Below are 24,409 nucleotides of genomic sequence, written 5' to 3' on the forward strand. Positions count from 1 at the left end.
CTCCTCAGGCGGTGGCGGGCGCGGTGGCCGCTGCGTTTGCATTGGCGTTGGCCGTGCCGGAGGACTTCATGCCTTCGGCGCCTTCGAGCACTGCTTTGACGATGTTGTGATAGCCCGTACAGCGGCACAGGTTGCCGTCGAGCTGGGCGCGCACGTCGTCGCCGGTGAGATCGGGCTGACTCTGCACGAGCGAGACGGCGCACATCACCATGCCGGGCGTGCAGAAGCCGCACTGCAGACCATGGCAGTGTTTGAAGGCGGCCTGCATCGGATGCAGCGCGCCGTTCTGCGCGAGCCCTTCGATGGTGGTGATGTCCGCGCCTTCGGCTTGCACCGCGAGGATGTTGCAGGATTTGATCGCGCGGCCGTTCAGGTGGACCGTGCATGCGCCGCATTGGGCTGTATCGCAGCCGATGTGCGTGCCGGTGAGGCGGAGTTGATCGCGTAGGAACTGGACAAGCAGGGTGCCGGGGTCGATTGAGGCGCTGATGGGCGCGCCGTTCACCGTCAGACTAATGCTGATCGCCATGAAGTGTCTCCTGTGTCGGCCAGAGTTGGCGCTTTAGCGCTTACTCTGGTCCCATGCAACGTGGTTGCTCGTGGGTGAGACCGGACCTTGGGTTTTCTTGCCTTCAGCTGCCTGTTCGTGGGGTCCGATACGGGTGCTTCGGTTCTTATGAGGCTGCCGAAAAGTAAAGCACAAATCGGGCGGGTGCGCTATGGGGGGAAGTGTGCGAGCGCTTGGTTGGCTGTGTTCCTCGGGTGTTGGCCTTTCCTTGTTTTCATGGTGGTCTATTAGCGTTGCCCCTGTGCGGGGCGGCACTCACTTTCTTTGCCGCCGCAAAGAAAGTAAGCAAAGAAAGCGGGCTCACACCGCCAGCTCATAAGTGGGTCCCCAGGCTTGGAGGGGGTAGTGGTGCATCTGGAATCTGTGCGCTCGCACATTCCGCGCTAGTGACAAAGCCGTCATCCGCTCCCACTCCGCACTTCGTGCGTCGCGGATGGGTATGCAAGGGAAACCGGGGGGAATTTCTGCGCAACGAAATGCGATCGGCTTCGCTCGGCGAGGCGCCAAATCGCTGATGGCCCAGGCGGCGCTTTTTGCCTGAGAATTGGCTGGCGGTTTGATGAAGTACCGCGTCGGCGCGCGAAGCGCCGCCGGAAGAATGACTGCCTTGTCACGGAGGTGGAATGTGCGAATGCACGGATTCCAGATGCACCACTGCCCCCTCCAAGCCAGGGGACCCGCTTAAGTATTAGCGGTTTAAAGCCGCTTTCTTTGCCTACTTTCTTTGCGGCATGCAAAGAAAGTAGGTGCCGCCCCGCACAGGGGCAACGCTAATAGACCACCATGAAAACAAGGAAAGGCCAACACCCGAGGAACACAGCCAACCAAGCGCCGCGCAGGCAAAAAAAACCTACTTCGCCAGCTTCGAATTCCGCCGCGAATACCCAAAATAAATGACCATGCCAATCAGCAGCCAGATCACAAACGCCGCCCACGTCACCCCCTGAAGATTGAGCATCAGGAACAGACAGGACGCCACAGCAAGAACCGGCACGACTGGCACACCCGGGCACCGGAACGCACGCGGCAATTCAGGATGCGTCTTGCGCAAAACCAGCACCGCAATCGACACCATCGAAAACGCGGCCAACGTGCCGATATTGATCAGCTCAGCCAACACGTTCAACGGCACCAGCGCACCAATCAAGCCAAAGAAAATCCCCACGAGCCACGTCGTGAAGAACGGCGTCGCAAAGCGCGGATGCAGCCCCGAAAGCCGCGCCGGCAACAGGCCATCGCGCGACATGGCGAAGATCACCCGGGTCTGACCATAAGCCATCACCAGAATCACGGTCAGCATGCCGAGCACGGCGCCGAGGTCGATAAAGCCCGCGACCCACGTCTGCCCCGCTTCCTGCAACGCATACGACACCGGGTGCGAAATATTCGCGAACGTCGCCGACGGCACGATGCCCGTGACCACCGCCGCCACCGCCACATACAGCACCGCACACACGCCCAGCGACGCAATGATGCCGATCGGCAGATCGCGCTTCGGGTTCTTCACCTCTTCCGCCGCGGACGACACCGAATCGAATCCGATGAACGCGAAGAACATCACCGCCGCCGCGCCGAATACGCCGTTCCAGCCGTTCGGCATGAACGGATGCCAGTTGGCCGGCGTCACGTGGAAGACGCCCACGGCGATCACCAGCAGCACCACGGTCACCTTGATCGCCACCATGACGTTGTTGATCCGCGCGGATTCACGCACACCGACCGACAACAACGTGGTGATCGCCATCATCACGAGGAACGCGGGCAGGTTGAACAGCGTGTCATGCCCGGGCAACGCACCCGGGGCCGCCGTCAGCGCGACCGGCAACGACACGCCGAAGCCCGACAGCAAAGACTGCAGATAGCCCGACCAGCCCACCGATACCGCCGACGTCGCCAGCCCATATTCGAGCATCAGATCCCAGCCGATGATCCACGCGGCCAGCTCGCCGAGCGTCGCATACGAATACGTGTAGATGGAACCCGCGACCGGAATCGTCGACGCGAATTCGGCGTAGGCGAGCGCAGCAAAACCGCATGCGACCGCCGCGATCAGGAACGAGACCATCAGGGCCGGGCCGGCCTGGACGGCACCCGTGCCGGTCAGGACGAAAATGCCGGTGCCGATAATGGCGCCGACACCGAGGAAAGTCAGATCAAGCGCACCGAGCGCTTTTTTCAGGCCGGCGTTCTGAGCGCTTGCCGCGATCATGTGCTCGACGCTCTTTTTGCGAAACAGGGACATTGGCGTGGGTCTCCAGTAGTGCACGCGTGTTGCGCGCCGAATGTCGGGGGAAACCCTCAATTTTAACGGATGCGCGCCGCCGCACTATTTTCGGATGGAGTGTTTACCGCATACGGGGCGGGCGGAAACTCCCGGCTGGAGGGGCTTCGGGCATTGCGTTCGTGCGCCGGAAGCATGCCGGCAGCAAAGCTTTCGCTCGATGCGCGAATATTGGGGAGGGAATCTCTCTCTTGCAAACGCGCCGGGGCGACGGCGAGCTATTCATTAGACGTGGGGGCAGCGACGGCAAAGCGGGCGCGTCAGCCCGGGGCGCATCAGCCCGGGGCGCGTCAGCCCGCCATCGCCGGATTCAGATCGACGAGGCGGTTGCTCATCACATAGAACGTCAGTTCGGCGTTATTGCGCAGCTTCATTTTCTCGAGCAGCCGCGTGCGGTACACGCTGACCGTTTTCACCGATAGCGACAGCGTGGCGGCGATATCCGTCAGCCGTTTGCCCGACGCGAGCATGCAGAGCGTTTGATATTCGCGATCGGAGAGCTTCTCGTGCGGCAACTGTTCGCCGTCGAACGACACATAGTCGGCCAGCGCTTCGGCCATCGCCGGGCTCACGTATTTGCGGCCCGCCGCGACCTGCTGGATCGCGCCGATCATCTGCGCGGCATCGACCGTTTTCGACAGGTAGCCGGCGGCTCCCGCCTTCAACGCGCGCACCGCGTACTGGTCCTCGCGGTACATCGAGAACATCAGCACGGCCACGCGCGGCGCCTTGCGCTTCAAACGTTTGAGCACTTCGACGCCGTTCATGTCGGGCAGCGAAATGTCGAGCAGCACGACGTCGTAGCTCTGCAGACCGACGGCGTTGAGGGCTTCGGCGCCGCTTTGCGCCTCGGTGACTTCGCGCGCCACGCCGCGGTCGAGCAGCAATTGGCGGACGCCCTGGCGAACCACGGCGTGGTCTTCGGCGATCAGGATGCGCAGGCTCATGACGGTGCGCTCACGATTGCAGCGCGCGCCGCTCGGCGCGAGGCGCGTGCGCGAGCATCGCGTCCCATGCGAAGCGTGCCTGCAGCAGCGTTCCGCGCGACGCGTTGCCGCTGGCGTCGCGCTGCGAACCGATGGCGCGCCGGGCGCTGATGCGCAGCGTGCCGTCGAACGCGGCGCAGCGCGCCTGCATACCGCTCAGGCCGAAGTGGCCGCGGCGGTCACGGGCGTTGCGCGTGAGCCCGATGCCGTCGTCGCTGACGAGCAGCGTGAGGTGACGCCGGCTGGTTTCGATCCGCACGTCGGCCGATTCGGCCCGCGCGTGCTTGACGATGTTGTTCAGCGCTTCCTGCGCGACGCGGAACACGGCTAGCGCCGCGTCGGTGGGCAGGCGCGTGAGACGGACGTCGGCGGCGCAGACGAAACTCGTGCGCAGTTGCGTGCGGGTGGCGAAGTCGCTGGTCCAGTGCGCCAGTGCGCCGACGATGCCCGCCTCGAGCGACGGCGCGTGCAGTTCCGCGACGGCCTGGCGGCTCGCCGCGCACACGGCGTCGAGCGAACGGTTCGCGACAGCAAGCGCGGCGGCGCACTGCGGCGGCGCATCGGCGGGCAGCCAGGTTTCGACGCTGGCCAGCGCGAAGCGCGTGGCGGTCAGTTCGGCGCCGACGCCGTCGTGCAGTTCGCGCGCCACATGGCGGCAGGCGGTTTCCTGCGCCTGAACGAGTTCGGCCGACAGTTCGCGCACCCGCGCGCGCAGTTGTGCAAGTTCGCGCTCGGCGGACGCTGACGGCGTGTCGAATCCGTCACGGGCCACTGACGAAGGAAGCTGGGCGTTGAACGGGACCACAGTCGACGTTTCCATGCGTTTCCCTCTCAGGAAGCCATGTGGACAGCGAAACGGGTGCGCATCGACGGCGCGAAGACAAAAGAACGCATGCGAGTCTCTAGCCTCCAGGTATAGCCGTCACGCGTCGCGCGAAACGGGCAAAACGCTATGGTGCGAAGTAACGACATTTACATTCAGTAACAATTGAGCGGGGCCGCGAAAAGCTTCTCAATCGACTGATCGTGCGGCGCGATCATATCTCAAAAAAAGAAAAAATGCAGTCATACCAAGGGTTAGCGTCTACACCTCATGCAATGGTTGATGTTTGAGGGCCGGCGCTATGTAGGAAGAATACCGACGCCAAATGTCAAACGTACGGCGTCGAGTTGTAACCGGCAACAAAAAAGGAGCCCGAAGGCTCCTTTTCGCTGAATCCGCGGCCTGGGCCGCAAAAAACGAACGCGGCTTAGCCGACGAACGCCTTCTCGACCACGTAGTGACCCGGCGCGTTGTTGCTGCCTTCCTGGAAGCCCAGGTCGTCCAGCAGCTTGCGCGTGTCGCGCAGCATGTGCGGGCTGCCGCACAGCATCACGCGGTCGTCTTCGAGCGAGAAGCCCGGCACGCCGAGGTCGGCGAACAGTTTTTCGGTTTCGATCAACTCGGTGATACGGCCGCGGTTCTGGAACGCTTCGCGTGTGACGGTCGGGTAGTACAGCAGCTTTTCCTGCACCAGTTCGCCCAGGTGTTCGTGCGCCGGCAGGTGATCGGTGATGTATTCCTTGTACGCCAGTTCGTCGACGAAACGGCAGGTGTGCGTGAGCACGACGCGCTCGTAACGGTCGTAAATGTCCGGATCTTTGATGATCGACATGAACGGCGCGAGGCCCGTGCCGGTGGACAGCAGCCACAGCGTCTTGCCCGGCAGCAGGTTGTCGGCCATCAGCGTGCCGACCGGCTTTTTGCCGATCAGGACTTCGTCGCCGACTTTCAGATGCTGCAAACGCGACGTGAGCGGACCGTCCTGCACCTTGATGCTCAGGAATTCGAGGTGTTCCTCGTAGTTTGCACTCGCGAGGCTATATGCGCGGATCAGCGGCTTGCCTTCGACTTCGAGGCCCACCATCGTGAACTGGCCGTTTTCGAAACGGAACGACGGATCGCGCGTGCAGGTGAAGCTGAAAAGCGTATCGGTCCAGTGATGGACGCTCAGGACGGTTTGTGAATTCAGGTTGCTCATGGCTTCTTGGATAGTGCGAAAACAAAGGCGGCCAGTCGTTTGAGCCGGCCGGCACGGCAAGGGCGATGCTGCGCTAACCCGTGGTCGGGAGTCACGCGCAATCCGCTATTTTACCGCGCCCGCCGCCAGAGGGCGGCGGCGCGGCGGTTGAGCGTGGTGAAGCGGGTTGCCGGACCTGGAAGCGGCGGCGCCGGCTGTCGAGACAATCGGGCGCCGCGAACTGCATTGGCGGTGGATGCGGCCGCGCTTCAGCAAGGGTACGGCGACGGGCGAAAACCGCGCAGGGCGGCTGCCATCTGCTGTCTGGCATACGCCGCATAGGCGCGTCGCGCGGGCAACATGGTCAGGATCATACCGAAACGCGGCGTGCGCTGCAGCATTGACCCTGCTGATAAAACTGGCAAACGCGGCGAACTCGCCCACTCATCGAGCCGATTACGCCGGCGCCGCCACCCGCTTTTTCCCGCGCTGCTTCAGCACTCTCGCCTGCAACACGATCACCAGCAGCAGGAACACGCCGCGAATCACCGACTGCCAGTACGCCGACAAGCTGATAAAACCCAGCCCGTTTTCGAAGTTCAGCAGGTTGAACACCAGGCCGAGCAGCAGCACGCCGGCAATCGTCATCACCACCGAACCTTCGCCGCCGGTGAGCAGCGTGCCGCCTAGCCTCGCCTCTTCTGACCATGCGCGACGTTTCCTTGAATCCGATCCGACCGCTCACCACGGAACTCGCGTGGCTCGACGATCCCGCGCTAGCAGCCACGCTCGTCACGCTGACGGCCGGCGCGCTGCGGGCGGTGATTGCGCCCGACGTGGGCGGCGCGCTCGCGGCTTTTTACGAAGTCACGCCCGATGGTCCGCTGCACTGGCTGCGGCCGGCTGCGCAAGCAGCGTTCGAGCAACGCGATCCGCTGCGGATGGCGAGTTTCCCGCTGTTTCCGTACTGCAACCGGATTCGCGACGCGCGTTTCGAGTTCGACGGCGGCACCATCGACCTCTTCGGCAATGACGTCCGCTTCGAGCACGCGCTGCATGGTAATGCGTGGCGGCATCCATGGCAGGTGGGGGCGCGTACCGGGAACTCAGTGGAACTGCACTTCGAACATGAGCCCGATGCGCGGGTGCCCGGCGACTGGCCGTTTCGCTATCGGGCACAACAGCGCATCGAGTTGCGCGGCGGTGCGCTGTGCATCGCGCTGTCCGCGCAAAACCTGTCCGGGCGGCCGATGCCGTTCGGCATGGGGCATCACCCGTACTATCCACGCACCGCGCAAACCCGCGTGTATGCCGATGTGGCACGCCGACGCCGACGTGTTGCCGACGCATCTCGGTTCGCATCCCGCAGTCGAAGCGTTGCGTGAAGGCATGTCGCCCGATGCGTTCGATCTTGACAACAACTTCGCGAACTGGACGCGCGAGGCGACCATCGCCTGGCCCGACGAACACCGCCGCTTGACGATGACCGCCGACGCGCCGTTCGATCACATGGTGGTGTTCGCGCCGGCCAACGACGCTCAACTGTGCGTGGAACCGGTGACGAACACCACCGACTGCTTCAACGCGGTCGGCATGCGTGAGCGGGTGGGCGGCTGCGTGTTGCAGCCGGGCGAGGAGATCGCTGCAACGCTGAAGTGGACGCCGCAACGCGGGTAATTGCGTCGGCAACCACCAGCTCGCCCCTCACTCATCCAACCCGCAAGCGAGCCATATACGGCAAGTGATCCGAGAGCCACGCGGTTTCCTGCGTTGGCTGGATCCATTCGATCGGCTGCATGCCGCGCACGAACATCTTGTCGAGCGCCAGCGCCGGCGAGAAGGCCGGGAACGTGCGGCCCGCTTCGCCGAGCAGCGTCGCCACTTCATGCAGACCGTGCTCGCGAAACAGCGGCACCGAGTCGTTGCGCCAGTCGTTGAAATCGCCGGCCAGCACCAGCGGACCGTCGGGCGCTTCCTTCTCGATCCAGTGCGCGATCCAGTTCATCTGCCGCAAGCGCGCCGGGCGTGTGAGCGCAAGGTGCGCGCACAACAGCGTGACCGAGTGACCGCCGAAAGTCGCCCGCGCGACCAGCAAGCCACGCTTTTCGAAGCGATGCGCGGAGATGTCCCAGCGTCCGCCGAGATCGAGCGGATGCGGCGACAAAATCGCATTGCCGTGCCGCCACGACGGCTTGAACACGTTCGGCCCGAGCGCCACTTCGAGTTCCAGCGCGCGGGCGATTTCAGTAGCCTGGCAGTGCCAGACATCGTTCAGCGGATCGCCGAGAGGCGCGCCGAAACTGCTCGCCAGCACCGGCGACGGCATGCGCCGCGCCATCGCTTCCTGCAAAAAATAGGCGTCCGCGTGAGTCGACTGGACCCAGCGCTGCATTGCCTGCCAGGCCTGAAAGCCGAGCGGTGTGCGGCCTTTGTGCAGGTTCCAGCTCACCGCGACGAAATCGTTCGGCGCGAAGCTCTCGCGGATCAATTCTTCTGGGTTTCGCATGCCGCGTTATCCACGTGTTCTGTTTGAAGGCTTAGGTTGTGCGCGCGTTGTTCGCCTGTGCGTCGTGCGTCGCTTGCATCAATTCGCATTGCTGGCGCCATCCGCGAGACTCGCACGCACGCGGTAGACCAGGTTCGGATTCTTGTCGACGATCGTCCAGCTGGCCCATTGACCGGGCGTCACCATCAGGCCCGGATGGCTCGCGTTCACCTGGCGCGGCTGCGGCGGCAGCTTGCAGCCGATGTCGGTTTGCCGCGCGGTGTCGTCCTCGAGCGTTTCCTGCGCGTCGATCGACAGCATGATCTCGTGCGCATCCGCCCGCAGCGGCGAGACGGTCAGCGTGCGCGACAGATCGAGGCTGCCGGCGGGCTGGTCCTTACAGCCGACGTTATGCTGCACCGTCTGGTGATGCGTATCGGTGCGCGCCTGGCCAACCGTGGTGGTGCCGTCGAACGCGTCGATCTGCTGGCCGTCGCGCATCACCTGCAACTGCCATTGCACGACCTGCTGCGCCGGCCGTTGTTGTGCGTTCGCAAGCAACGAAGTGCCAAGCAGCACGGCCACGATACTGGTTTTCCACATAGCAGGAATCTCCGGTCACTGCGTCGGCGCGTGTAGTCAGAGGGCCATCTTACCCCTGATGGCTGCAACGTTTTCTGACACTTCGAACGGGGCCGGGTTCAGCAACAATACATTGCGGATAAGGCGGTCAATGCCCCAAGAGGACTGCCATCAAGGCCTTGTCGAAAGCGCTCCGTTGTTAGCAGCAGAGCCGCACGACTGCTGGCTTGCACGCGAATCTGTCGTCGTTACACTGGACTTGAAACGGCGCTCACCAGGCGCCGCCAGAGCAGGACCAGCCAGACGGGGTGTGCGATGACGACAGCAATGGTCAAACAGGAAATCGCCGTGGCGTCTTTCAGTCGGGTGTACGACCTCGATCAGGTCGAGACCGCGCTGAACGATCTCGGCGAAGGCGCGAGCGAGGCGCTGCGCGCAACGTACGAAAAGATGTTGAAGACCGGCAATCTGCGCTTCTGCGTCAAGCCGAACCGGATGCCGTCAATCGACGATCTGATCGACGCGCTGCCCAATTTCTCGGTGCCGCTCGACGACATCCGCAAGCAGGTCGCGCTGTGTCTCGAAACCGAAGACCGGCTCGAGTTGATGCCGATGCTGCTGCTCGGCGACCCCGGCATCGGCAAGACGCACTTTGCGAAGCAGTTGGCGCGCCTGCTCGGCACCGCTTACCAATACGTGGCGATGAGTTCGCTGACGGCGGGGTGGATTCTGTCGGGCGCGTCGTCGCAATGGAAAAACGCGAAGCCCGGCAAGGTGTTCGATGCGCTCGTCAACGGCAGCTACGCGAACCCGGTGATCGCCGTCGACGAAATCGACAAGGCCACCGGCGATTCGCAATACGATCCGCTCGGGGCGCTGTACGCGCTGCTCGAACACGACACCGCGCAGAGCTTCATCGACGAATTCGCCGAGATTCCGATCAATGCGGGCAACGTGATCTGGATCGCGACGGCGAACGACGAGCGCTCGATTCCCGAGCCGATCCTGAACCGGATGAACGTGTATGAGATTCCGCCGCCGGATCGCGACGGTGCGCGGCGCATCGCGCAGTCGATCTACGACGAGATCCGCTCGGCGCATAACTGGGGGCTGCGTTTTCCCGAAGTGCTCGGCGATGCCGCGCTCGACGCGCTGAAGCCGGCATCGCCGCGTGAAATGCGCCGCGCGATTCTGAATGGCTTCGGCGCGGCGCGGATCGACGGACGCGATCGGATCGAAGCCGCCGATATTCGCCTCGACTATGGAAATCGGCGAAAACCGATCGGTTTTTGAGCATATTTGCACTTTTTTCGTACGAAAGCCGCCTCCGGGCGGCTTTTTTTCGGCCGAAAACCGGGAATCCATACAGGAAACGCAGTGAATGCCGTAGCAATTGTTGCTATTTTCGAGATGCTAAGTTGATTTCAATCGATCTAGTTTTTTGATAGCTGGGTATTACACTGAGATCCAACGAGGTGACTGCTGCGCGACGAAGCCAGGCGTCACTGCGCAAAGCATAAAACCCGATATCAAACACTATGGAAACCATCATGAGAACCGCCTCCTCCGCATTGCTCTTCTCCGCCGCTATTGCCGCACCGGCTTTCGCCAGCGGCTATGGTCCGGCGACGTCGTATCGTCCGGAAGTCGCAACGCACACGCAACCGGGCGATCAGACCCGCGCGCAAGTGAAGACCGAGTTGGTGGAGGCATCGCATCGCGCGATGAGCACGCAGGACTGAGCTCTGGCGTCGGTCCGGTTTCCGGTTGGCCCGAACCCGCCCAGCACGTCCGTCGAGTTCAGCGGATGCGCGAAGAAGCGAGCGTTATGAGCTTCGACGGCGTACACTGAATCAGTCCGGCCGCTACGTTTGAAACGCGCTCAAGACCCAATGCCCGCAATCGCTCTGACTTGCGGGCATTTCTGTCTGTACGGCGTCGTACAATTTTGCGTGGCGGTTGCGAAAGGGCAGTGCGTTCGACAGCGAGCGGTGTGCGGTACGCGATAACCGCATCCTGTCTTCCTCTCTATCGGGTGAACGAGGCAGCGCGCGGCGAAGTTGGCCGCGTCAAGGGACATGGACCAAATTGAATGTGTAGTGATCGGCGCAGGCGTGATCGGTCTTGCGGTGGCGCGCGCTCTGGCGGCGCGCGGGCGCGAGGTGATCGTGCTGGAAGCGGCCGAAGCGATCGGCGTGGGCACCAGTTCGCGCAACAGCGAAGTGATTCACGCGGGCATCTACTATCCGCGCGGTTCGCTGAAAGCCACGCTCTGCGTGCGCGGCCGCGAGATGCTCTACGACTACTGCGTCGAGCGCAACGTCCCGCATTCGCGCTGCGGCAAGCTGCTGGTCGCCACCTCGCGCAACCAGATTCCCCAGCTTGAAAGCATCATGGCCAAGGGGCGCGACAACGGCGTGCTCGATCTGCTGCGTATCACCGGCGACCAGGCGCAAGCGCTCGAACCCGCGCTCGAATGTGTCGAGGCGGTGTTCTCGCCGCAGACGGGTATCGTCGATAGTCATCAGTTGATGCTGGCGCTGCAGGGCGACGCCGAACGCGACGGTGCGGTGTGCGCGTTTCATGCGCCGGTGACGGCAATCGAAGCGAACAATGGACGCTTCGTCATCACGGCGGGCGGCGATGCGCCGACCACGATCAGCGCCGCCTGCGTGATCAACAGCGCCGGCCTGCATGCGAACACGCTGGCCCGCAAGATCCGCGGACTCGACGCGCGTCACGTGCCGCCGCTCTATCTGGCGCGCGGCAATTACTTCAGCATCTCGGGGCGCGCACCGTTCAGCCGGCTGATTTATCCGATGCCGAACGAGGCTGGCCTCGGCGTGCATCTGACGATCGATCTCGGCGGCCAGACGCGCTTCGGTCCCGACGTCGAATGGGTCGATGCAATCAATTACGACGTCGATCCACGCCGCGCGGAATCGTTTTATGCGGCGATTCGCGCGTACTGGCCCGCGCTTCCCGACGACGCGTTGCAGCCCGCATATGCGGGCATTCGTCCGAAGCTTTCGGGTCCGGGCGAACCCGCCGCGGACTTCGTGATTCAGGGGCCGGCCGCGCATGGCGTGCGCGGGCTCGTCAATCTGTTCGGTATCGAGTCGCCGGGCTTGACGGCGTCGCTTGCGATCGCGCAGCGGGTTTGCGAGTTGAGCGGGCGCGCGTAACGCCGTCACGCGTTGCGGCGCGTATGCCGCCTGGGCTTGCGCGATGCACCGGTACTCCTTACTCCGTGGCCGGCTGTCGAGCGCGGAGTCGTACCAATTCGGTTATCTCTATCATTTGGGCCGTTACGCGCGACGGCTTCATTGCTATGCTTGGGGACCGCTGTCACTAGAACGGCGCTCAGTTCAATATAAACGGAGTGATTCCCCATGAAATCTTCCCGTCGTACGTTTTTGATCACCAGCATCGGTGTGGCATCCACGTTCGCTTTGTCGCGCCAGGCTTTCGCCGATGCCCCGAAGGTCACCGAATCCGATCCGACCGCGCAAGCGCTTGGCTATAAGGAGGACGCGAGCAAAGTCGACAAGGCGAAGTTCGCCAAATACGCGGCGGGCCAGGACTGCGGCAACTGCAGCTTCTACCAGGGCAAGGCCACCGACGCCTATGCCCCCTGCCCGATGTTCGCGGGCAAGCAGGTGTCGGTCAAGGGTTGGTGCAGCGCTTATAACAAGAAGGCATAACTACGCTTTTAGCGCGGCGCGTCTTCAGTGTCGCGCGAGATGCGCCGCAGCATGGCGGCGCGCGAGCGAGGTTCGATCATCGAGGCGTCTTCCGCCATGCGCGGCAGACGCCTCGTCGGGCCAATCGGCTTTGATATCCGCCGCCATCTTGCCGACCGATTACCACGCACCCCGCGCATCGAAACCATTTCCGGCGCCCCGTTGCCGCTCTATCTAACTCCGCGCCTTGATCAACGGCGGTCGCCTGCCGAACCACGGCCGCGCCGCTTCGAGTTGAGCCGCCAGTCGCAGCAGCGTCGCTTCGCCGCCGGCACGCGCAGCGAATTGCACACCGACCGGCAGCCCGCGCGCATTCCAGTAAAGCGGCACCGACATCGCCGGCTGGCCGCTCAGATTGAACAGCTCCGTGCATCCCGCCCATGCGAACGCTTTGTTCGATGCTTCGAGCAGCAGCTTTTTCATCAGCGGTTCGAGCGGCATCGCGGTGACGGCGCGCATCTGCATGCGTTCCGCCGAGGTGGGCCGCATCTCGCCGATCTTGATCGGCGCCGCGGCCAGCGTCGCGCACAGGATCGCGTCGTAGCGATGCAGCAAATCGGTGAGACGCCCGGTGATGCGGCGCTGCTCGTCGAGCGCGGCAGGCAGGCCGCGTTCACCGAGTTTGCGGCCGACATGCGCCATGGCCCACGTCGAAATTTCGAACTCGGCGCGCTGAGGCTTGTGCCCGCTGATGCGCTCGGCGTTCAGCACCATGTCTTCCGCGGTCACGGACCACAACGTGAGAAACGCATGGCGGACCGCCGCGAAATCGATGCCGAGCGAAACCGGTTCGATGTTATGGCCGAGCGAATTGGCGAGTTGCGCGGCGTCTTCGAGTGCGGCACGTGAGTCAGGGGAAAGCGTCGGCGCCAGCATCGGTTCGGTGACATAGGCGATGTTCAACGGCTTGCACGGCTCGCGGCTCGCGCCCAGAAACGTGCCTGGCGCACCGAGCGGCCGGTCCGCATTGCCCGCCAGCAGATCGAGCAGCAACGCACTGTCGCGCACGCTGCGCGATACCGCGTGATCGATGCCGAGTTCACCGGCGCTGGGGGACGCCGCGCGCGGCACGCGTCCGCGCGAAGGTTTGAGGCCGAACAGTCCGCAGCACGAAGCCGGAATGCGGATCGAGCCGCCGCCGTCCGACGCGTGCGCGAGCGGCACGATGCCCGCGGCGACGGCTGCGGCCGCACCGCCGCTCGAACCACCCGGCGTGTGGTCGAGATTCCATGGATTGCGGCACGCGCCGAATAGTTCGGGCTCCGTATAAGGCATCTGGCCGAGTTCGGAGGTGCTGGTCTTCGCGAAGATGTTGAGACCGGCCGCTTTCGCGAGCGCGACCACCGGCGCATCCTGCTCAGGAATGAAGTGGCGGTAGTGGCGGCTGCCCATCGCCATGCGCAATCCGGCGACCGGGGCGCCGAGGTCCTTGATCAGATAGGGCACCCCAGCCAGTGCTGCTTGCGCGCTCGTGCCATCTGAACTGCCTGCGCCCTTGGTCCGGTTCGCGTCGTCGCGCGACGCGCGTTGCCGGGCTGCATCGTAGTCCTTCAGGACAATCGCATTGATCGCGGGATTGACGGCCTCGGTGCGCGAGATCGCGACGTCGAGCAATTCGCGCGCGCTGGCCTGGCGGGTGCGCACAAGCTCGGCGAGGCCGATGGCGTCATGGGCGAGATAGTCTGATTGCACGGCGGATGGGTCCTCGCTATCGAGTGTGGGTTCTGCCGGTTGCCTATGCGTGCAAGGAACCCGCTCTGCTGGGCTTCCCGTCGCCGGGGTTGATCGTCGCGCACGGAAAAAGACGGCGTGTCGCCGACACGCCGTCTTTGAGAGAGTAACCGAGTTACACGCGAGCGTTGCTCACGCGGATTCGAAAGCGCAAATTAAACGCGCGAATTGAAAACGCGCGTTGCAGACATGAGTCACAAGCGCGCGTCACAGGCGTGAGTCACAGACGCTCGCCGAGGAAGGTCAGCGTGCGGCCATGCGCCAACGCGGCTGCGCGCTGGTTATACGACGCGCGCTCCGAGCAGTTGAAGCCGTGATCGGCGTTCGGGTAAATATTGAACTCGACGTCGGTGCGGCCGGCGAAGCGTTCCTGAATCTGACCGACGTCCGACACCGGGATGTGCGCGTCGAGTTCGCCGTAGTGGAACTGCATCGGCACCTTGATCTTCGCGGCCTGATCGAGCTGGTTCTGGATGCCGCCGCCGTAATAAGCGACCGCGCCGTCGAGCGAGCCCTGCGCCGCGGCCAGATACGCGAGCCGGCCGCCGAAGCAGTAGCCGATGGCCGCAATCTTGCCGGTGACTTCGGGCATCGCGCGCAACGCCGCTGCGGCCGCGCCGATATCGGCCACCGCCTGATCGAGGTTGGTTTTCTGCATCAGTTCGATGCCCTTTTCGCGATCCGCGCCGTCATACGTCAATTCGACGCGCGGCTGCACGCGCCAGAACACGTCCGGTGCGAGCGCGACGTAGCCGTCTTGCGCGTACTGATCCGCGACCGAGCGGATGTGGCCGTTCACGCCGAAGATTTCCTGAATGATGATGACGGCCGGACCCTTGCCGCCTTTGGGCAATGCCAGGTAGCCGCCGAAACTGTCGTTGCCGGCGGGGATGTCGATCCATCGGGAAGTCGTGCTCATGGGGTTCTCCATTGACCCGCGCGATGCCGCGCGAGGTCGGTCTTAACGAAATGCCAGAGGCCGGAATGGCTGAAGCGGCGGTTAGTTTGCCATCAAAAGAACCGCCTTGCAGCGAGGCTGGAAGCGGGTTGGCGAGGTGCGCCGCGCGGCTGCCGTTCTCGTAAGGCGATTGAAACATTCTCGATAATTCATTTTTCTGCGCGGGCCCGCGTCGGTACAGTCAGGCGTATCGGCTAGGCGTATCGGCTCGCCCCTGTCGCGAGCGCATTGCCGGAAAAGGAATCGATCATGAGTGAAGGCAGTTTTGTGACGCCGTTTGCGCAGCGTTTTGAAATGCGGGTGCCGGTGGTGCAGGCGCCGATGGCCGGCGGCGCGACCACGCCTGCGATGGTGGCGGCCGCGTCGAATGCGGGCGGACTCGGTTTTCTGGCGGGCGCCGCGTTGTCGCCGGAGAAACTCGCGAGTGAAGTTGCGGCGATTCGCGCGCTGACGGACCGTCCGTTCGGTGTGAATCTGTTCGTGCTCGAACCGGCCGCGCCGGACCATGCCGTCGTGCGTCGCGCGCTCGAAGCGATCGACCCGTTGCGCGCCGATCTCGGTTTGCCGCCGGGCCAGCCGCTCGAACGCTATGCGCCGGATTTCCGCGTGCAACTGGACACGCTGATCGAATTGCGCGTGCCGGTGGCGAGTTTCACATTCGGACTGCTTCCGGCCGACGACGTCGCCCGACTGCATGCGAATGGCCTATATGTAATAGGCACTGCGACACACGTTGCCGAAGGCGTGGCCTGGCGCGACGCCGGCGCCGACGCAATCGCCGCGCAAGGCGCGGAGGCGGGCGGTCATCGCGGCACCTTCACCGGCGCATTCGAAGACGCGCTGATCGGCACCATGGCGCTCGTGCCGCAACTCGTCGACGCGACCGGACTGCCGGTGCTGGCCGCCGGCGGCATCATGGACGGACGCGGCATCGTCGCCGCACTCGCGCTCGGCGCGCAAGCCGCGATGATGGGCAGCGCGTTTCTCACCTGTCATGAAAGCGCGATACCGCAGGCATGGAAAACCCGCGTACGCACCGCGTCCGACACGTCGACGTCGGTCACGCGCGCCATCACCGGCCGCCATGCGCGCGGCATACGCAATCCGTTGATGCAGCGCTTGAGCGAAACGATGGACAGGATCGCGCCGTACCCCGTGCAAAATGCTCTGACGCAGGAACTGCGTCAGAGCGCGGGCCGCGCGCAGAACGGCGACTATCTTTCCCTGTGGTCAGGCCAAGGTGCACCCTTGGGCCGTGCGCGTCGTGAAGGTCTCGGCGCCGCCGAACTGATGGCGCAACTCGAGCAGGAATGGCGTGCCGCAACGGCACGGATCGCCGCGCTCGAGCGCTGATTCGGGATGACCCACGCGCGCGTCGCAACGCCTCGCGACGCGCCTCTTTTTTCGGCACGAAGCCGGTTCGGATCACTCACGGTTTAACCCGCGAAAGTGTCGAACCGCGCTGTTTAGAAGAAAACCTCACCTAGCGGAAACCCGCATCGGTCGGCGCTTTCCAGCCAGTCAGTCCAGCCGGGACCGGCCCACGTGGGATAAACGCTATTGGTGTTCATCCCACTTTCTCAAAAAAGCCCCACAAATTAATTTGATCGCCTACACTTGCGCGCAAGTACGGTTTGCCGCCTGCCACAAACAGTCCGGGAAGCCTACTGGCCAAGTGCATGAACGATGCAACCGGCGTGATCGTCCACGGGACTGAGCGACACGTGTTGGGGAAGCGGGGGCACAGGGCGATTACGTTGTTTTTGGGACCGAAACTGGAGACTTACATGAACATCAAGATTCAAAAGCTGTTGCCGATCAGCGCTGCGGCGATGCTGTTCGCAACGTTGGCAACATCGGCCGCGGCCGAGACGGTCGTCAAGATCGGTCACGTCGCGCCTTTGACTGGCGGTATCGCTCACCTGGGGAAAGACAACGAAAACGGCGCGCGCCTGGCAGTTGAGGAAATCAACGCCAAGGGCCTGACGATCGGTGGCCAGAAAATCACGCTGCAACTCGACGCACAAGACGACGCAGCCGACCCGCGTACCGCAACTCAAGTCGCGCAGAAACTGGTCGACGATAAGGTCGTCGCAGTGGTTGGGCACTTGAACTCGGGCACGTCGATTCCGGCTTCGAAGATCTATAGCGATGCGGGCATCGTGCAGATCTCGCCGTCGGCCACCAACCCGGCCTACACGCAACAAGGTTTCAAGACGACGTACCGCGTCGTCGCGACCGATGCGCAACAAGGTCCGGCGCTGGCTAACTACGCTGCCAAGGACATGAAAGTGAAGAGCGTCGCGATCGTCGACGACTCGACCGCTTACGGCCAGGGTCTGGCAAACGAATTCGAAAAGACCGCCAAGTCGCTGGGCCTGAACGTGATGTCGCACGACGCGACCAACGACAAGGCTGTCGACTTCCGCGCGATTCTGACGAAGATCAAGGGTGAAAACCCGGATGCGATCATGTACGGCGGCATGGACGCCACCGGCGGCCCGTTCGCCAAGCAAGCCAAGCAGCTCGGCCTGCGCGCGAAGGTGCTGGCAGGTGACGGCGTCTGTACCGACAAGCTGTCGGATCTGGCCGGCGACGCAACCGACAACATCGTCTGCTCGGAAGCCGGCATGGCACTCGAAAAGATGTCGGGCGGCGCAGCGTTCCTCGCCAAGTATCAGAAGCGTTTCGGTCAGCCGATCCAGATCTATGCTCCGTTCACGTATGACGCTGTGTACATCGTCGTCGACGCAATGAAGCGTGCGAACTCGACCGATCCGGCGAAGATCCTCGCAGCGATGCCGGCCACCGACTACAAGGGTGTGATCGGTGAAACCACGTTCGACTCGAAGGGCGACCTTCAGCACGGCGTGATCTCGCTGTACAACTACAAGTCGGGCAAGAAGACGCTGCTCGACGTAGTGAAGATGTAAATCCGCGCGATCGAAGACAGCTAGTTGTCTGTCTTCGATCAACTGGTTAGAAGGCACGCACGCCGCAAGGCTCGCGTGCCTTTTCTTTTGGGCGTCGGCATAAGAGACTGTCGGTCAAGCACACCGTATGAGGAAATGCCGTGACCATCGTGACCCGTTCAATCGACGACGACTGGCGCCGCTGGATTGCCGAAAATCTGCTGCTCGACGCGGCGCCGTCCGCGCTGCATGACGCGCTGGTCGACCATGGTTTCGCGCCGGACGACGCCGCGCGGGAAATCGACGCAGCGCTCGCGAGTCCTTATTTTCACGGGGCCGCGCGTTTGCGCAATCGTTTGCGCAAACGCGAGTGGATTTTGTCGGTATATGGCGCGCTCGAGCGGATGCGCGCGGCAAGCGGAGTGATAGGGCGGCGCGAGCGTTTGTCGCGCGATGAGTTCTTTGAGCAGTACTACTTTCAGAACCGCCCTGTCATTATCACGGGCGCGTTCGATTGCTGGCCCGCGCGCACGCAATGGAATTTCGATTACTTGCGCGAGCGTTGCGGCGATTGCGAAGTCGAAGTGCAGTTCGGCCGCGACTCGGATGCCGATTACGAGGTCAATCAGCCGAAGCTCAAGCGGATGATGCGCTTCGCCGATTATGTCGATCTCGTCGAGCGCAGCGGTCCGACTAACGATTTCTACATGACCGCGAATAACACGTCGCATAATCGCGCGGCGCTCGCGGCGTTATGGGCGGATGTGCCGGTAATCGGCGAATATCTCGACGGTGAATCGCCCGATACGGGTTTTTTCTGGATGGGGCCGGCGGGAACCAAAACGCCGTTTCACCATGATCTGACCAATAACTTCATGGCGCAGGTGATTGGCCGCAAACGGATCAAACTGGTGCCGTTGTCCGATACGCCGTATATGGCTAACCATCTGCATTGCTATTCGCAAGTGGACGGCAGCGCGATCGACTATGAACGCTTCCCGTCGATGCGTCATGCGCATCTGATCGAATGCACGCTCGCGCCCGGCGAGTTGCTGTTTTTGCCGATTGGCTGGTGGCATTACGTGGAAGGACTCGACGCCTCGGTGACGATGACGTTCACCAATTTTCTGCGGAGTAACGATTTTTCGCGTCACTACGATACGTATCACGAACTATGACGCGTAGTGAAGGCGGGGTTGTTTAAGCATTCGCTCGTTATGGCGAGCCGCGGTGGAAGCGTCGTTAAAAAAAGGCAAGGCAGCATCGAGCAACAGATTTTCGGCAATCCTGCCGCGCGCTCCAGTATTAGATCTTCAAACGCCGCAGAACCTTCGGACCGGCGATGGCGATCAAGGCGGAACAGACGGCGACGACCGACAACCCGATCGTCAGATTGGTCAACTGCGTCACCGCACCGATGATGACCGGCCCGAGCAGCAGCCCGAAGTACGCGAGCCCTGCGACGTGCGCGAGCCCTTCGGCCGCATGGACGCCCTTCACGTTCGCAGCCGCCGCGAACAGCACCGGCATCATGTTCGCGAGGCCAAGACCGATCAGCGCGAAGCCGATGAGCGCCGCGACCGAATTAGGCAGCAGCAACGCGTCGACCATGCCCGCGCAGGCGAGCGTGGCGCTCAACATCACCAGTTGCGGCGCGCCGAAGCGGGCGCGCACCGCGTCGCCGGCAAAGCGCGCCGCCGCCATGCCGCCCGAAAAGGCCGCGTAAGCCGCGCTGGCGAGCGCGGGCGTGGCCAGCACGACGTCGCGCATATAGACGGTGGCCCAGTCGTACATCGCACCTTCCGCGATGAGCGCGACCAGCGCCATTGCGCCGAGTGCCCACAAGGCCGGCGAACGCCAGCGGCTCGCGCGCGGCGTGGCGGAGTCCGGATGCTCGGCGTGCGGCACGTGCGGCAAGACGGACGGGCAGGATATGACAAGGACCAGCGCGCTGACCGTCGCGGCTAGCGCAAGATGCAGCGCCGGCGCCATGCCACGCGACAGCAACGCGCCACCGGCCGCCGCGCCGAACATCCCGCCGACACTGAACATGCCGTGCAACGACGACATGATCGGCTTGCCCAGCGCCTTCTCGACGGCGCTGGCTTCGGCATTCATCGCGACATCGAGCGTGGCCATGCCCGCGCCGAAGATGGCCAGCACGACCAGCAACATCCAGTACGCCGGCACGACCAGAATCAGTGCCGCGCACACCGCCATCACGAGGCCGCCCGTCAGGCAGGCGCGACGCGTGCCGACCCGCGCGATCCACGAAGCATTCGTCACCATCGCGCCGATCGAGCCGCCGGCCACGGCCAGCAGCGCGAAGGAGAGCATCGCGGCATTCAGATGGAAGCGGTCGCGCACCGTCGGCACGTGTACTCCCCACGACGCGTACATCATGCCCGCGATGAAAAACACCGCCATCGTGGCGAAACGGGCCCGTTGCCGCGCGGTGTCGGACAGGTCGCGGTAAGCGGCGGGAAGGACGGCGAACTCGGAGGTTTGGTTGTCGGGCACTGAGGTCTCGTGGAGGAATACCGCGTGAGAAAGCGCATTCAAAGCGGATTTTCGATTCTATCGAAGCGTGCTGTCTTATGCTTGGAAGGCAGACGCCGGATACTGGCGATTGTTCGGCCTGAACGTGACAGGCAGCGGGCAGTTCGCCATTCGTGTTCGTCTTTTTGCCGTTCGCCGTCCATCTACCGAGGTACACGCTCTTGAACATTCCAGCTCATGCTCCACTGCATCTGCTGCACACGACCGCGGTCGGCACGCTCGCGACGCACGCGCGCCAGCCAGAAGGCTTTCCCTATCCGTCGGTGCTGCCGTTCGCGCCGGACTCGCAGCATCGCCCGACGATCCTGGTGAGCCGGCTTGCCGAACATACCCACAACCTGCACGCCGACCCGCGCGCCGGCTTTCTGGTAGTCGACGCCCCCGAGGGTGACGTGCTGAGCGGCCAGCGTGTCACGCTGCTGGGCACCTTTGAACCGGTCGACTCGACGCCCGAAGTCGTGCAGCGCTATTTGCGCTATCACCCGGACGCGGAACGCTACCTCGTGCTTGGCGACTTCACTTTCTGGGCAATGAGGCTCGAGCGGTTGCGGTATATCGGCGGCTTTGGCGCGATGGGCTGGCTGGGCGGCGCCGAACTCGATCCATTGCCGCCACTCGGCTTCGATGAAGAGAATGCGCTGATCGAAGAATTCAGCCGCTTTTCGGGGAGCAGCGGCGGCCGCGGATTTCAATTGCTCGGCATCGATCGATATGGCGCGGATCTGAAACTGGCGGGTATGCGCAGCCGGTTCGCCTTCGACGACGCCAAGCTCAATACCGAAACCTTGCACGCGGCGCTCAAAGATTGCATCCAACGCCATGCTAATTAGCTTTATCGTCATTTCGGGGAAAACACTCATTGGCCAAAAGCAGCGCGGCGCACCCATCACAATATGCGCTGGCCGTTCATGCTAAAGCTCTCATGGCATGAAATGTTTATGCTAAATCAGTATCTCAAATTTCATTTTTTGAGAATTAATCTCGTAAATGCGCGGGCCAACTGCGGTTTTCAGCGAAGTGCGAAATCAGGTATTTGAAAGGGTGTGGTGCAATGCAGTGCCGCGCCGAAATTTTTTGAAACGAATTTGAATTAATTTTTTGCGAGCGCTTTTGAGGTTTTTCTATTCTGTGTTAATCTCGCCATCAAATTCCGAGGCATGAACACCTTCAAAGGGCAAGCCGGCTTAAGACTGGCAGTCATTTATCCAAACCACAAGGGAACCTATGTCTTCCTACAAGGAACTACTCGCCCAACGCGAGAAGCTTGAACAACAGATCGAAGAAGCGAAGTCGCGCGAATACGCAGAAGTATTGAATGAAATCAAGCAGAAAATGGCCGACTACGGCATTTCGCTGACCGAACTCGGCGGTGGCCGCGCAGCCAAGGGCGTGAAAGCCGCCCGTCCGCGCGCAGGCGTCGCGCCGAAGTATCGCGACCCGGACAGCGGCAGCACGTGGTCGGGCCGTGGCAAGCCGCCGCGTTGGATCGCAGGGCTGGATCGCGAGAAATTTCTGATCCAGAAGTAATGCAGGCGGGCAGGAAGCGATGCTTCTGGCCGCAGGTAATACGAATTGCTTCAATCAGCTGCGCTTAGGGCGCGCTGTCGTAGCCAACGAAAACCGCGTACCGTTCAGGGCGCGGTTTTTTGTTGCGCCGCGCATAAGTGTGATTGTTTGTCGCACGCACTTCGCGCACTTGAAACGCGAATGCTTTTCGTTTAGATAAGCGGCTGATTTAAAAGGATTTTTTAAGCCTTTTTCAGCGCGCTTTGAAGTGCGCGGGTAGAATGTGGGGATTGAACTTTTCACCCCGTTTCTAAGATGCCTTCCGCCGCCGCTGCCCAATCCGCAGAGAAACATCGTGTTGCGCGCAAAAGTACGTTTGTGAGTATTGCGCTCAATACGGTGTTGATGACACTGCAAATCGTCGTCGGGGTGTTTGCCCATTCGCAGGCACTGGTCGCCGACGGTATCCATTCCCTTGCCGATCTGATTTCCGATTTTGTCGTGCTGATTGCCAATCGGCACAGCGGCGTGAAGCCCGATGCGGATCACAATTACGGGCATAGCCGTTATGAAACGGTGGCTTCACTATTTTTGGGAGCATTGCTGATTGCGGTCGGCGTAGGCATGTTGTGGCGCGCCGGGACGCGCCTCGCCGATTTGCAGAGCATTCCCGCCGTCCATGCGAGTGCGCTCGTAATCGCGGTGCTGGTACTGATTTCCAAAGAGAGTCTGTTTCGCTACATGCTGCGCGAAGCGCAGCGCGTGCGCTCAGCCATGTTGATTGCGAACGCGTGGCACGCGCGGTCTGATGCGGCGTCGTCATTGGTGGTCGCGATCGGCATTGTCGGCAGTCTCGCCGGTGTGCGCCTGCTGGATCCGATCGCTGCGGCGATCGTCGGCTTTATGGTGGCGCGCATGGGCTGGATGTTCGGCTGGGACGCGCTGCAAGATCTGTCCGACCGCGCGCTCGACGAAGCCGCCTCCGCCGATGTGCGCGCGCTGCTGCTTGCGACACCCGGCGTGCGGGATGTGCACGAAATGCGCACGCGCAAGATGGGCGACTTCGCGCTCGTCGATGCGCATATCCTGGTCGATCCGCTGATCTCGGTGTCGGAGGGGCATTACATCGCCGAATCGGCGCGCCTGCGCGTATTGAGCGACAACCGCGTGATCGACGCGCTGATCCATGTCGATCCGGAGAACGATGCGGTGGCGCATCCGCCCGTCGATCTGCCTGCCCGGGAGCGGGTCGTCGCGGAGGTCAACGCGTCGTTGGCGGCAGGCGGTATGAAGGCAGCGGCGGTCAACATTCACTACCTGAGCGCGGGGCTTGACGTGGAGGTGGTGTTGCCGGCCGTGTTTTCCCGTACTTTGGGCAGCGAGCGCGGTGCGTCGGCGTTGGGCCGTGTCGATCTGGGAGCGCTCAAGCGCCGCCTGGGCGCGCGCAAGGTCGATGTGCTGCAGGAATTGGATGCGTCTCCGGCCGAAACCGGTGCGATAACGGAGGCAAGAACCGGCGCGGCGGTCGATCAGGTCAAAGCCGCGGAACCATACGGCACCGCCTGATTGCTGCATCGATAAAACAGGAACCACGCCGCCCACTTGAGCTGCAGCTTCACCGCATCAACCTGTCACAGCGGCAATTGCGTATCGAATTTGATCTCGCGCAGCACGACGCTCGTGCGCACTTGCGCGACCGCCGGAATCTTGAAGATACGTTCGTGCAGAAAACTATCGTACGCCTTGATGTCGGGCGCAACGATCTTGAGGATGTAATCGGATTCGCCAGTCGTGCTGTAGCACTCGGTGACTTCGGGGCAGGTGGCGATTTCCCGCTCGAACTGTTCGACGCCACCCTCGGTGTGGCGCGTCAGGTGAATATGCGCGAGCGCGCATACGTGCAGTCCGAGCTTTTCCCGATCGAGCAGCGCCGTGTAGCGCTGTATGACCCCCGATTGTTCCATGTCCTTGATGCGCCGCCAGCATGGCGTGCTCGACAGGCCGACCTGGTCGGAAATCTCTTGCACGGAGCGGCGCGCGTCGAGCTGCAGCAGGCGCAGGATTTTTTGTGAGAACGTATCGAGTGTCAACTGCGCCT

At 62.6% G+C, this 24,409-nt stretch carries 21 protein-coding genes and 2 pseudogenes; 11 read left to right on the plus strand and 12 right to left on the minus strand.

Features of this window, described 5'->3' with window-relative positions; genetic code table 11:
* Positions 1 to 4: 4 nt before the first annotated feature.
* The 6 genes and pseudogenes from HV744_RS11010 to HV744_RS11035 all read right to left on the minus strand — a co-directional run.
* Positions 5 to 529 carry a (2Fe-2S)-binding protein gene (locus HV744_RS11010; RefSeq protein ID WP_175149521.1) on the minus strand — a complete coding sequence of 175 codons (525 nt, stop codon included), beginning with the start codon at positions 527 to 529 and terminating at the stop codon, positions 5 to 7.
* Between the two features lie 889 nt (positions 530 to 1,418).
* Entirely contained in the window at positions 1,419 to 2,810 is a 1,392-nt protein-coding gene (bcaP, locus tag HV744_RS11015; protein ID WP_175149522.1) for a branched-chain amino acid transporter BcaP, read from the minus strand.
* Positions 2,811 to 3,139: 329 nt separating this feature from the next.
* Positions 3,140 to 3,796 carry a response regulator transcription factor RqpR gene (gene rqpR, locus HV744_RS11020; RefSeq protein WP_175149523.1) on the minus strand — a complete coding sequence of 219 codons (657 nt, stop codon included), beginning with the start codon at positions 3,794 to 3,796 and terminating at the stop codon, positions 3,140 to 3,142.
* 10 nt (positions 3,797 to 3,806) lie between these two features.
* Positions 3,807 to 4,655, minus strand: a complete 849-nt coding sequence (locus HV744_RS11025) for a sensor histidine kinase (RefSeq protein WP_175149524.1) — start codon at positions 4,653 to 4,655, stop codon at positions 3,807 to 3,809.
* Between the two features lie 430 nt (positions 4,656 to 5,085).
* Positions 5,086 to 5,856 (minus strand): ferredoxin--NADP reductase, encoded by a 771-nt coding sequence (locus HV744_RS11030; protein WP_153134273.1) that lies wholly within the window; start codon positions 5,854 to 5,856, stop codon positions 5,086 to 5,088.
* Between the two features lie 435 nt (positions 5,857 to 6,291).
* Positions 6,292 to 6,525 (minus strand): annotated as a pseudogene (locus tag HV744_RS11035) (ABC transporter permease); the annotation flags it as partial.
* Between the two features lie 17 nt (positions 6,526 to 6,542).
* Between HV744_RS11035 and HV744_RS11040 the strand changes: the two are divergent.
* Positions 6,543 to 7,512, plus strand: a pseudogene (locus tag HV744_RS11040) (aldose 1-epimerase).
* A gap of 31 nt (positions 7,513 to 7,543) precedes the next feature.
* Here HV744_RS11040 and HV744_RS11045 read toward each other — a convergent pair.
* Both HV744_RS11045 and HV744_RS11050 read right to left on the minus strand, forming a co-directional pair.
* Complete coding sequence (locus HV744_RS11045) at positions 7,544 to 8,341, minus strand: endonuclease/exonuclease/phosphatase family protein (RefSeq protein ID WP_175149525.1); 798 nt, start codon at positions 8,339 to 8,341, stop codon at positions 7,544 to 7,546.
* 78 nt (positions 8,342 to 8,419) lie between these two features.
* Entirely contained in the window at positions 8,420 to 8,923 is a 504-nt protein-coding gene (locus tag HV744_RS11050; protein WP_175149526.1) for a hypothetical protein, read from the minus strand.
* A gap of 294 nt (positions 8,924 to 9,217) precedes the next feature.
* Between HV744_RS11050 and HV744_RS11055 the strand changes: the two genes are divergently transcribed.
* The 4 genes from HV744_RS11055 to HV744_RS11070 all read left to right on the plus strand — a co-directional run bounded on the left by HV744_RS11055 (position 9,218) and on the right by HV744_RS11070 (position 12,606).
* Complete coding sequence (locus tag HV744_RS11055; protein ID WP_175149527.1) at positions 9,218 to 10,195, plus strand: AAA family ATPase; 978 nt, start codon at positions 9,218 to 9,220, stop codon at positions 10,193 to 10,195.
* 257 nt (positions 10,196 to 10,452) lie between these two features.
* The gene (locus HV744_RS11060) at positions 10,453 to 10,644 is read left to right on the plus strand and encodes a DUF4148 domain-containing protein (protein ID WP_175149528.1); all 192 of its coding nucleotides are present in this window, start codon (positions 10,453 to 10,455) and stop codon (positions 10,642 to 10,644) included.
* A gap of 336 nt (positions 10,645 to 10,980) precedes the next feature.
* Complete coding sequence (locus HV744_RS11065) at positions 10,981 to 12,087, plus strand: NAD(P)/FAD-dependent oxidoreductase (RefSeq protein ID WP_175149529.1); 1,107 nt, start codon at positions 10,981 to 10,983, stop codon at positions 12,085 to 12,087.
* A gap of 207 nt (positions 12,088 to 12,294) precedes the next feature.
* Positions 12,295 to 12,606 carry a high-potential iron-sulfur protein gene (locus HV744_RS11070; protein WP_175149530.1) on the plus strand — a complete coding sequence of 104 codons (312 nt, stop codon included), beginning with the start codon at positions 12,295 to 12,297 and terminating at the stop codon, positions 12,604 to 12,606.
* Positions 12,607 to 12,819: 213 nt separating this feature from the next.
* Here HV744_RS11070 and HV744_RS11075 read toward each other — a convergent pair whose 3' ends face one another.
* Positions 12,820 to 14,337, minus strand: coding sequence for an amidase (locus HV744_RS11075; RefSeq protein WP_175149531.1), 1,518 nt, complete (start codon positions 14,335 to 14,337; stop codon positions 12,820 to 12,822).
* 259 nt (positions 14,338 to 14,596) lie between these two features.
* Entirely contained in the window at positions 14,597 to 15,295 is a 699-nt protein-coding gene (locus tag HV744_RS11080; RefSeq protein WP_175149532.1) for a dienelactone hydrolase family protein, read from the minus strand.
* A gap of 288 nt (positions 15,296 to 15,583) precedes the next feature.
* On the opposite strand from HV744_RS11080, the gene HV744_RS11085 reads away from it, so the two are divergent.
* The 3 genes from HV744_RS11085 (at position 15,584) to HV744_RS11095 (ending at position 19,424) form a co-directional block, all read left to right on the plus strand.
* Positions 15,584 to 16,687, plus strand: a complete 1,104-nt coding sequence (locus tag HV744_RS11085; protein WP_175149533.1) for an NAD(P)H-dependent flavin oxidoreductase — start codon at positions 15,584 to 15,586, stop codon at positions 16,685 to 16,687.
* Positions 16,688 to 17,121: 434 nt separating this feature from the next.
* Positions 17,122 to 18,267, plus strand: coding sequence for a branched-chain amino acid ABC transporter substrate-binding protein (locus HV744_RS11090; RefSeq protein ID WP_175149534.1), 1,146 nt, complete (start codon positions 17,122 to 17,124; stop codon positions 18,265 to 18,267).
* A gap of 140 nt (positions 18,268 to 18,407) precedes the next feature.
* Positions 18,408 to 19,424, plus strand: a complete 1,017-nt coding sequence (locus tag HV744_RS11095; protein WP_175149535.1) for a cupin-like domain-containing protein — start codon at positions 18,408 to 18,410, stop codon at positions 19,422 to 19,424.
* Between the two features lie 127 nt (positions 19,425 to 19,551).
* On the opposite strand, the gene HV744_RS11100 is transcribed toward HV744_RS11095, so the two are convergent.
* Positions 19,552 to 20,808 (minus strand): MFS transporter, encoded by a 1,257-nt coding sequence (locus HV744_RS11100; RefSeq protein WP_343056424.1) that lies wholly within the window; start codon positions 20,806 to 20,808, stop codon positions 19,552 to 19,554.
* A 158-nt stretch (positions 20,809 to 20,966) separates the two neighbouring features.
* Here HV744_RS11100 and HV744_RS11105 point away from each other — a divergent pair, with 158 nt between their 5' ends.
* From HV744_RS11105 to HV744_RS11115, 3 genes are all read left to right on the plus strand, one after another.
* Complete coding sequence (locus tag HV744_RS11105; RefSeq protein ID WP_175149537.1) at positions 20,967 to 21,635, plus strand: HugZ family pyridoxamine 5'-phosphate oxidase; 669 nt, start codon at positions 20,967 to 20,969, stop codon at positions 21,633 to 21,635.
* Between the two features lie 394 nt (positions 21,636 to 22,029).
* On the plus strand, positions 22,030 to 22,332 hold the full coding sequence (locus HV744_RS11110) for an H-NS histone family protein (RefSeq protein ID WP_175149538.1): 303 nt from the start codon (positions 22,030 to 22,032) through the stop codon (positions 22,330 to 22,332).
* A 294-nt stretch (positions 22,333 to 22,626) separates the two neighbouring features.
* The gene (locus tag HV744_RS11115; RefSeq protein ID WP_175149539.1) at positions 22,627 to 23,877 is read left to right on the plus strand and encodes a cation diffusion facilitator family transporter; all 1,251 of its coding nucleotides are present in this window, start codon (positions 22,627 to 22,629) and stop codon (positions 23,875 to 23,877) included.
* A gap of 65 nt (positions 23,878 to 23,942) precedes the next feature.
* Here the strand turns inward: HV744_RS11115 and HV744_RS11120 are convergent, their stop codons facing one another.
* On the minus strand, positions 23,943 to 24,401 hold the full coding sequence (locus tag HV744_RS11120; RefSeq protein WP_012431468.1) for an Lrp/AsnC family transcriptional regulator: 459 nt from the start codon (positions 24,399 to 24,401) through the stop codon (positions 23,943 to 23,945).
* Between the last annotated feature and the right edge of the window lie 8 nt (positions 24,402 to 24,409).

This window comes from Paraburkholderia ultramafica, assembly GCF_902859915.1.
Lineage (GTDB): Bacteria > Pseudomonadota > Gammaproteobacteria > Burkholderiales > Burkholderiaceae > Paraburkholderia > Paraburkholderia ultramafica.